9 protein-coding genes are annotated in these 9,069 nt (G+C 59.7%); 2 read left to right on the plus strand and 7 right to left on the minus strand.

The window, feature by feature from the left end; all coding sequences use genetic code 11:
- The first annotated feature begins 145 nt into the window (after positions 1 to 145).
- Both FJ145_26195 and FJ145_26200 read left to right on the plus strand, forming a co-directional pair.
- Entirely contained in the window at positions 146 to 1,198 is a 1,053-nt protein-coding gene (locus FJ145_26195) for an extracellular solute-binding protein (protein ID MBM4264902.1), read from the plus strand.
- Positions 1,199 to 1,252: 54 nt separating this feature from the next.
- Positions 1,253 to 2,290, plus strand: coding sequence for an ABC transporter substrate-binding protein (locus FJ145_26200; protein ID MBM4264903.1), 1,038 nt, complete (start codon positions 1,253 to 1,255; stop codon positions 2,288 to 2,290).
- 127 nt (positions 2,291 to 2,417) lie between these two features.
- On the opposite strand, the gene FJ145_26205 is transcribed toward FJ145_26200, so the two are convergent.
- The 7 genes from FJ145_26205 to FJ145_26235 form a co-directional block, all read right to left on the minus strand.
- Complete coding sequence (locus FJ145_26205; protein ID MBM4264904.1) at positions 2,418 to 3,572, minus strand: 5-(carboxyamino)imidazole ribonucleotide synthase; 1,155 nt, start codon at positions 3,570 to 3,572, stop codon at positions 2,418 to 2,420.
- The gene (gene purE, locus FJ145_26210) at positions 3,569 to 4,027 is read right to left on the minus strand and encodes a 5-(carboxyamino)imidazole ribonucleotide mutase (GenBank protein MBM4264905.1); all 459 of its coding nucleotides are present in this window, start codon (positions 4,025 to 4,027) and stop codon (positions 3,569 to 3,571) included. Before purE ends, FJ145_26205 begins: the two co-directional genes overlap by 4 nt.
- 60 nt (positions 4,028 to 4,087) lie before the next feature.
- Positions 4,088 to 4,381, minus strand: a complete 294-nt coding sequence (locus tag FJ145_26215) for a transcriptional regulator (protein MBM4264906.1) — start codon at positions 4,379 to 4,381, stop codon at positions 4,088 to 4,090.
- Between the two features lie 2 nt (positions 4,382 to 4,383).
- Entirely contained in the window at positions 4,384 to 5,355 is a 972-nt protein-coding gene (locus FJ145_26220; GenBank protein ID MBM4264907.1) for a sodium-dependent bicarbonate transport family permease, read from the minus strand.
- A 202-nt stretch (positions 5,356 to 5,557) separates the two neighbouring features.
- Complete coding sequence (locus FJ145_26225) at positions 5,558 to 5,917, minus strand: hypothetical protein (protein ID MBM4264908.1); 360 nt, start codon at positions 5,915 to 5,917, stop codon at positions 5,558 to 5,560.
- On the minus strand, positions 5,914 to 7,305 hold the full coding sequence (locus tag FJ145_26230; GenBank protein ID MBM4264909.1) for a monovalent cation/H+ antiporter subunit D family protein: 1,392 nt from the start codon (positions 7,303 to 7,305) through the stop codon (positions 5,914 to 5,916). The genes FJ145_26225 and FJ145_26230 overlap by 4 nt, the downstream gene beginning before the upstream one ends.
- Before the next feature lie 793 nt (positions 7,306 to 8,098).
- Positions 8,099 to 8,668, minus strand: a complete 570-nt coding sequence (locus FJ145_26235) for a hypothetical protein (protein ID MBM4264910.1) — start codon at positions 8,666 to 8,668, stop codon at positions 8,099 to 8,101.
- Between the last annotated feature and the right edge of the window lie 401 nt (positions 8,669 to 9,069).

Below are 9,069 nucleotides of genomic sequence, written 5' to 3' on the forward strand. Positions count from 1 at the left end.
GTCATAGCAGAATATATAGCGAATCAGATTCATGATCGAGATGATGACTTCAAAGTAGACGGTTAAGGCCGTCTACAAACGCCCCTGAGGGCGGAGACTTTGAGCCGGCTCTTAGCCGGAACCAGGACTTTCAGTCCGTTATCCGATGCCACCGCCTTTTAGGCGGTGGTTGTTCACTCCTGCGGTTCACGCTCAGAGCGAAGAAAAGCTTCTCGAAGAGATCAATCAACTCCCAGAGGCCGAGCGGCAGGCTCGGCTCGTCGCCGGCGCTAAGAAAGAAGGAAGCGTCACCTGGTACGTGGCGATGAACCGGGCCTTTGCTCAGGACCTGATCAACGGCTTCGAGGCGCAATATCCATTTCTCAAAGTCAACGCGCTCACCGGTGGCGGCGGCACGCTGCTCAATAAAGTTCTCACCGAGCACCGCGCCAAGTCGCACACGTTCGACGTTTTTAACACTCGCAGTATGACCGTGAACACGCTGCGCAAGTCCGGCGCGATTGCGCGCTACCGCTCGCCGCTGCGCGCTTCTTTGCGCGAGGGCTTCGCCGATAAGGAAGGTTACGTCAACGGCATTTTCGCCACGCCGCTGGTCTACATTTACAATTCCAAGCTGGTCCAGCGAAAGGACGTTCCCACCAACGTCGAAGAGTTGACCCAACCCAGGTGGAAAGGCCAATTGGCCGTCGACGACGAGTCCTATGATTGGTTGGCGGCGATGATGGATTACTATGGCGAAGCCAAAGGGATGGAGCTCGCGGCCAAAGTCGGCCAGCAGCAGCTTCATCCGCGGCGCGGCTCGACGTTGATTACCCAGCTGATCGCCGCTGGGGAATTTCTCCTGGAGATTGACGGCCACCATCAGGAGGCCATCGCCAAGAAAAAGGCCGGCGCGCCCATCGATTACGTTTTTCCGCAGCCCTTTGTGCCGGTGAAATCGCTGGTGCCGATCTACATGTCGTCGCGTCCGCCGCATCCGCACGCGGCGGCGCTGCTCGCCGATTTTCTGATGGGCAAGCGCGGCCAAGATATCATGTACGGCCATGGCCGGTGGGTGGGCCACAAAAGTATTCTCGGCAAAGGCCCCGACGACAGCGGCGAGCGCAAGGTCGTCATCCCGTCGCCGGAAAAATGGGGCGATCGCTATCAGGAGCTAGTTGGACTATTCAACAAGCTGTTGTTGCGCAAGGGCGCCTAAGGCAGCATATTGGAGGCGGTTGCTTGCTGAAAGTATTTTGTCCGGAGGTTATTGATGTCGATACGCTCAGGATTGGTTAGGACTCGGTTAGGGTTTGAAATGCTCGCCGCTACGTTGTGTGTCATTTTGATCGCGCCGGCGGGCTATGCGGCCAGCGCGCCGATGGAAAAACTGGTTTTTGGCTGGAGCGCGATTACCGGAACCCAGGCGATTCCGTGGATCACCAAAGAAGCCGGTCTATTCGAGAAGAATGGCCTCGACACGACGTTCATCTATCTTGACGGAGGTTCCCGCGCGGTGCAGGTGCTCCTCGCCGGCGATACGCCGATTGTCCAGGGCGGCGGTAACGCCCCGGTCGCGGCGAAGCTGCGCGGCGGCGATGCGACGATCATCCTGGGAATCGTCAATGTGCTGGCCTACAGCCTGATCGTTTCTCCCGACATCAAGAAGCCCGAGGACCTGCGCGGTAAAAAGTTGGCGGTTAGCCGCTATGGGTCCAATTCGGACTACGCAACGCGTAAACTGCTGTTGAAGTGGGGGCTGCGGCCGGACGTCGATGTGCCGATCTTGCAGATTCCCGGCGGGCAGCCGACCCGGTTAGGTGCGGTGCAGCAAGGGCAAGTGGCCGGTCTAGTGGCGCAGCCGCCGCTGACCACGATGGCGCGCAAAGCGGGTTTGAATTTTCTCGCCAACCCCTCTGATTTCGGCACCAACGCGTACACCAACACGCCGATTCTGACGCGCACGGCGTTTATCAAAGAACGCCGCGACGCGGTGCGCAAATTTACCCGCGCCATCGTCGAAGGCATTCATGTCTACAAGACGCAAAAAGAGTTCAGCAAAAAAGTCATTGCCAAGTACATGCGCGTCAACGACAACGACGCCATTGAGGATAGTTATCAATTCTTTTTGCCGGTGGTGCCGTCCAAACCGTATCCACCAATGGATGGCATCCGAGAGGTGCTGGCCGAGTTAGGCGAGAAAGATCCGAAGGCGCGGACAGCCAAGGCAGAAGAGTTCGCCGATATGAGCTTTGTCAAAGAGCTCGATGACAGCGGCTTTATTGACGGTTTGTACAAGGCGAAGAGATAGGACGGCAGGGCGAGCCGCAAGGTCGATTTCGAGTTGGGGAAGTAAGATTCGTTGCTCGTCGGGGTTGGAATCTTGTAGGGGCAGGCCTTGTGCCCGCCCTCCGGACGGGCGACCACAAGGGGCGCCCCTACTGCGACGTCAATCGCAACCTTTGCCGTGCCGCCAAAACATGATCGGCGGCACGCTCGGCGGTGTTCGCAACCGCAGTCAAGTGGCCCATTTTACGGCCGGGGCGCGCCGCGGTCTTGCCATAGAGATGAAGTTTGACAGCGGGGTTGGCGCAGGCTGCCGCCCAATCGGGCTCACCGCCTTCCCAGAGTTCGCCGAGCAGATTGGCCATGGCGGCGGCGCCGAAAAATTCCGCCGAGCCCAATGGCAACCCGCAAACCGCGCGCACCTGTTGTTCGAATTGGCTGGTGCGGCAGGCATCGATGGTCAAATGACCTGAATTGTGCGGCCGCGGCGCCAACTCGTTGATCAAGATTTTCCCATCGCGGCTGTAAAAAAACTCGATGCACAGCACGCCGACAAGTTGAAGTTTCTCGGCAACTGCGTGGGTCATCTCGATCGCTTCAGCGGTGCTCGCGCTGGTCAGCTGCGCGGGTGTCAACGACAGATCGAGAATATGATTTTCGTGGCGGTTTTGGATCGGCCCCCAGGTGCAGAGCTGGCCATCGAGCGTGCGCGCGACAATGACCGAAAACTCGAGCGCGAAATCGACCAGCCGTTCGAAGATCATCTCCTGGTTGTCCCAGCGCTGAAACGCTTGGGTGCAGTCGTCGAGCGCACGGACCTTCGCTTGCCCTTTGCCGTCGTAGCCTGAGCCGGCGGTTTTCATAACTGCGGGCAAACCTATTTTGGCCGCCGCGCTGGCGATATCGTCGGCGGCCCTTACCGCCGCGAAGCCGGTGGTGGGAAAGCCGTTGTCACGGAGAAAAGTTTTTTCGCGCAGGCGATTCTGCGTTATGTGCAGCACCGAGCCGGCCGGCCGCACCGGGACGAGCTGGGCGGCGGTCTCGACGCATTCGGCCGGCACATTCTCGAACTCGAAGGTCACCACTTGAACTTGCTGCGCAAAGCGTCGCACCGCGTCAAGGTCAAGATAGGAGGCGACTACTTCAGTATCCGCAACCTGACCGGTGGGGGTATCGCTCTCGGGTGAAAAAGTGTGGACGCGGTAGCCCATCTGGCGCGCCGCGATGGCAAACATTCGCCCCAGCTGGCCGCTGCCGAGCACGCCGATGGCGGCGCCGGGGAGAATCGGCTTTACAGATTGGCTCACGGGAGTTTCTGTTCGCGCACCGCCTGGGCTTGCTGGGCTCGAAACTGGCGCAGCTTCTCGCGCAGCTCGGGCCGCGAGTTGGCTAGGATCGCAACCGCGAGCAGGGCCGCGTTGGTGGCGCCGGCTTTGCCGATCGCCATGGTGCCAACCGGGATGCCGCCCGGCATCTGAACGATCGACAGCAGCGAGTCCATACCCTTTAGCGCGGCGCTTTCGACAGGCACGCCCAGCACGGGAATCAACGTCTGCGCCGCGGTCATACCCGGCAAGTGCGCCGCGCCGCCGGCGCCGGCGATGATCACTTCGATGCCGCGCGCCTCGGCGCCGCTGGCGAATTCGCTCAGCCAGGCAGGTGTGCGGTGCGCCGAAACGATCAAACATTCATGGGCCACCGCGAACTCTTTGAGCGTCGATGCCGCATGCTGCATGGTTTGCCAATCGGATTGGCTGCCCATGACGATGCTAACGATGGGCGATTGCGAGTCGGTCACGAGTACTCCGCAAAACGGGAATACTCAATGAATGACGTACTGCGTGTCGGAAATCAAACAGACCCCGCCAATGCGCTTGAGCACCGGGCGTATCGTGTCGACGATCTGTGGAATCAGAGCGGGGTTGCAGGCGGTGATAATCATGCTGTTATTGAATACACCGGTCACATCATCGCCTCGGCGCATGCCGCGCTCGCCTTTGCCGATGACGTCGGGAATGATGGTGTAGCCGGTGACGCCCGCCTTCTCAAGAATCTCGATGACGTTTTTGACTTCCACCGAGTCGCAGATGATTTCGACTTTTTTGGCGGCTTCCATAGTTAGCTCCCGAGCCGCTCGATGAGGCTGTGATAGAGCGGGATGCCCACGATAATATTAAACGGAAAGGTAATCGCCAATGCCATGGCGACATAGAGACTAGGGTTGGCTTGCGGCACCGCTAGCCGCATGGCGGCAGGTACCGCGATGTAAGAAGCGCTGGCGCACAGGATCGCAAACAGCAGCGCGTCGCCTTCGGAGAGCCCGAGCAAGCGGGCTATGAAGATGGCCAGGATGGCATTGGCAACGGGCATCAAAACGCCGAAGCCGGTGAGAAACCAACGGTTGCTGCCGAGATCGCCCAGCCGCTTGGCCGCGACGATGCCCATGTCGAGGAGAAAAAATGACAGCATGCCTTTGAAGATATCGTCGGTGAAGGGCTTCAAGGCTTTGGCACCCTCGTCGCCGGTGGCCAGGCCGATCACCAGCGCGCCGATGATTAAGAACACCGAGCCGTTGAAAAAAGCTTCGTGAATGATCGGCTTCCACGCAAAGCCGTTGCCGTTGGTGGATTGGCTGAAGCCGCGCACTAGGATGACGCCGATGACGATGGCCGGTGACTTCATCAACGCCATGGCAGCCACCATGTGACCGCCGTAGGAAATGCCGAGATTGTTCAAATAAGAAATTGCCGTGATGAAGGTCACGGCGCTGATCGAGCCGTAGGTGGCGGCGATGGCGGCGGCATCGTAGACGCTCAATTTTATCCGCAGAATGAAATAGCTATACAGCGGCACGACGATGGCCATGATCATGGCGGCGCCGAGCGCGAATAATACATCGGTGTTCAGACCGCTGTGGTGCAGCTCTAAGCCGCCCTTGAAGCCGATGGCCAGCAGCAGATAGAGCGACAGAAACTTTGGCAGCGGTTGCGGGATCTCCAGATCGGAGCCGGCCAGAGTGGCCAGCAACCCAAGAAAGAAAAACAACACCGGCGGCGACAGAAAGTTTTGCAAGATGTTGGATTCGGCCATGGTAATCCTGGATTGCGAACTTAGGCGGGATGGTTCAAATCACGTTCGTGATTTTCAATGCTCGCGCCTCGAAAGCGAGCGAGAATATAAGGACGAACCCCGCGGGTCGGTAGTGGAAAAAATCGCATCATTTGCTTCGCTTCTGACGATATACATCTTTAGTATCAGCTTGCCATCGCGCCGATTTCATCGATGCGTCGGGCTAGCTCAGCGCGAGCAACCAGCACAGGACAAGAACGCTCAGCAGCAAGACGGCGCCCGAAACGGCGGACTGCCTAAGCAGTCGCTCGCCGCCGAGCAGCACCGGATGCATATGGCCGAGCAGCTTGGCGGCCAGAGAAATCGGCTGGTGTATTTCCGCTTGCCCGTGCTGTGGTGCGTGCGCAGGGCCAGGCAACAACCGTGCAATCAACCAGGCGAGCAGCGCGCCGGCACCGATCGGCCAGGCGGCATGCCATAGCTTCTCGATGGTGAGGGCAGCGGGTGCCCATTGATCGTTACGCGGCGACGACAAATCTGCCCCTAGCGCACTCACTACGCCCAGCAAAATCTCCTCGATCATTGGCCGTACTCCCGGGCGGCGATAAAGCGCGCCCAGGTGAGCGCGCTCAGCGGTGTATCGGCGAAGATGCTAAACCACAAGACGAAGAAGGCGGTTGCGAGCGGTGGCACGAGCAGCATCCAATGGGTTTCGCCGGCGCCGAATTTATGCTCCTCGGGCCAGCGCTCCGGCGGTGCCAAAAACCAGGCGCGATAAAGAATAGGCAGGAAGTAAGCCGCGTTGAGCAGACTGCTGCCGGCCAAAACCAGTGTGACCCACTCGTCGCCGGCGTCGATGGCACCGGTTTGCAGATACCATTTGGCGACGTAGCCGGCGAGCGGCGGCACGCCGATCATCGCCAATGACGCCACCGTAAAAGCCGCGGTGGTGAGCGGCATTCGCCGGCCGACGCCATTCATCTCGCTGATGTGGTGGATGCCTAAGGTCTCGGCATAATTGCCGGCACTGAAAAACATCGTGATCTTCATCACGCCTTGGTGCACCAGATGGACGATGCCGCCGATGGCGGCGAGGGGGCTGACAATGGCGGCGCCGAGGACGATGTAGGAAACTTGGCTCACCGTCGAGTAGGCGAGGCGCTTTTTTAGCTCGTCTTGGGCCAACGCGCGCAGCGAGCCGTAGATGATCGTGATCGAGGCAGCGATCGCCAAGGGTTGCAGCAACCCCAATTCCGCCGCGGTTTTCTCGCCATAGACGTCATAGACCAGGCGCACGATGCCAAAGGCGCCGGCCTTGACGACCGCCACGGCATGGAGCAGCGAGCTCACCGGCGCCGGTGCTACCATCGCCTGTGGCAGCCAACCGTGCAGCGGTACCAAGGCGGTCTTGACGCCCAGGCCGATGACGAACATGGCGAACAGTATGCGCAGCTCAGCCGGATGTGTCTTTGCGACATCGGCGAGCGCGCCGGTGAGACGAAACTCCACCGGGCCGGCAATCGCGTGAAGCCAAGCAACGGCTAACAGTAACACCGTGCCGCCGCTCAGCGTGTAGGCGAGATAAATTTTTCCCGAGCGCATGCTCGCCGCGGTGCCACGGTGCACGACTAGCGGATAGGTCGACAGCGTGAGCAGCTCGTAGAAAGTCAAAAAAGTAATCAGGTTGCCGGCCAGCGCGACGCCAACTGTGGCGCTGACGCACATGCTGAAAAAGCCGAAGAAGCGGCTTCGATGCGGCGAGTCTTCCATATAGCCGATGGCATACAACGTCGTCAGCAGCCAGAGCACCGTTGACAGGGTGACAAAGAACACCGAGTTGGCGTCGGCGCCCAACTTGAAATCGAGACCCGGCGCCAGGTGATAGCCGACGCCCGACGGCGAGCCGTTGATCTGATCGCTATGAAAATAGCCGGCCGGCTCTTTTTGCGCCTGTTCGCGCAGCGCGGTCATCGTCGTGGGTCCGACGAATTGCCGCCGCGTGCCATTGTGCGCGAGGAGCTCTTTGCGTTGGTCGATGACCAACGTTGAGAAGTCGATGGTGAGTTTTTGTTCAGCTAAGATATTGTCGAGGAAAGCCGGCAGAGCGCTCGCCATCAGCACCTGTTTCGTCTTGCCAGCACGAATGACCGGCACGCCGACGGCAATCAGCGACGGTTTGCCGAAGGAGCCGGCAAATAGGTTCGAGACTTTGGCCTCGCCCGAGCTAACGATGGCATCGACCACTTCCGGAATGTTGGTACGGGGCAGGAGCGTACCGTAGCGCGCCCGGGTATTGACCAGTTGTTGGCCGCTTGGATCGAGCAGCACGATGGCATCCCACGAGGCGCGGACGGACAAAGCTTTGAGCGCCTGTTCGTGAAAGGCCTTGAAATTGTTTTGGTCCAAGTGTTCGGAGGTGGCGAGCAGTTGCAGGGCTTGCACCGACGTTTGCAGCGCCCGGTCGACGTCCATCGACAGCGCAGTGGCCGTGCGCACAAGGGTCTTTTCACCTTCGGCAATTTGCCGGTTGTGGAAGCGCAAGGTCATCAGCCCGGCAAAGATCTGTACCGGCAGCAGGGCAAAGATAACCAAACGAATAAGGTGGGCTTGGACCTTCATGATGTCAATCGCGTAAGAAGCCGAACCCGTATGAAGTTTGAAGTTGCCGCGGCCAGGACCAGAAATGGGCTCCAACCGCGGTTGGATGAAGCACTATCCGCTTATGGGTATTCTGTCAACGCTTGTAAGGCGCCGGTGCGCAGAGTCAACGCGGCGGCAGCGCTTCGGAGCCGGCGAGCTTGTTGAATAGCTCGACCGCGGTTTTGTCACGCGGTAGCTCACGGATGATCTTTTCCAGAGCTTCGGCGGCCAACGGCGACGCAATCTCACCGGAAAGTTTTTGATACTCTTTGAGAAACTCCCCGTCGCTGAAAGTCCGGCGCATGGCGTCGGCGAGAGTTTGCACGCGATCCTTAGGGGTGCCGGGCGGCAGGAAAAAGTTTTGCCCGGCGATGCGAAAGGCGCGGAACATGTCGACGATTTTTTTCTCGACCTCGGACCTGGCGAAGCCCTCAACGTCGGGCACCTGAGCAAAGCGAGCGTGGCGCTCACCTCTGGGAATTTCGATGCTGGCATGGACGTTGACCAGTCCTTTGTCGAGCCATTCGCGATTGCGGCGAATCAACGAATCGCCCGTGCTCACCCGGCCATCGGCCTCGCGCTGCTCCAGTGCGACGTCGATCTCCGGCCCGGTAAAGCCAACGACGAACTTGGGTTCCTTCAAACCGAGCAAGTAGGCAAAGACCCGCCCGGTAATATAGACCGGATGGCCCACGGACTGGCCGGCGATGCGCACGCCGCTGGCAGCGCGAGCTTGTCGAGGCTGCCGAAGCCGGCGTCGCGATGGGTGAGGAAGAGATAGTGCTGCGCGCTGTCGGGCGTGCCCAGATAAATGAACTTCTCGAGATCGTAATTTACACCCGGCTCGCCGAGGACCGCATTGGCGACCAGTGCGGCGCCCATGCTGCCGACTGTGAGGCCGTCGGGCTTGGCAACTTTGAAAACGTGATTGGCCGCCTGGCGCCCGCCGCCAGCGCCCATGTGCTGGATGACGATTGTGGGATTTCCCGGAATATGCTTGCGCCAAAGATTGGCCACGGCGCGGGTGCGCAGGTCGGCCGAGCCGGCGGGAGGGCCGCCCAAGACCACGGTGATGGTTTTATCTTGATAAAAGGG

This window comes from Deltaproteobacteria bacterium (assembly GCA_016874755.1).
Taxonomy (GTDB): Bacteria; Desulfobacterota; Binatia; order UBA9968; family UBA9968; genus DP-20.

Excerpts from the sequence above, each read along its gene's own strand:
- FJ145_26195 (MBM4264902.1), top strand. The coding sequence starts at position 146 with ATGCCACCGCCTTTTAGGCGGTGGTTGTTCACTCCTGCGGTTCACGCT.
- FJ145_26200 (MBM4264903.1), top strand. The coding sequence starts at position 1,253 with ATGTCGATACGCTCAGGATTGGTTAGGACTCGGTTAGGGTTTGAAATG.
- purE (MBM4264905.1), bottom strand. The coding sequence starts at position 4,027 with ATGGGCAGCCAATCCGATTGGCAAACCATGCAGCATGCGGCATCGACG.
- FJ145_26215 (MBM4264906.1), bottom strand. The coding sequence starts at position 4,381 with ATGGAAGCCGCCAAAAAAGTCGAAATCATCTGCGACTCGGTGGAAGTC.
- FJ145_26220 (MBM4264907.1), bottom strand. The coding sequence starts at position 5,355 with ATGGCCGAATCCAACATCTTGCAAAACTTTCTGTCGCCGCCGGTGTTG.
- FJ145_26225 (MBM4264908.1), bottom strand. The coding sequence starts at position 5,917 with ATGATCGAGGAGATTTTGCTGGGCGTAGTGAGTGCGCTAGGGGCAGAT.
- FJ145_26230 (MBM4264909.1), bottom strand. The coding sequence starts at position 7,305 with ATGACCGCGCTGCGCGAACAGGCGCAAAAAGAGCCGGCCGGCTATTTT.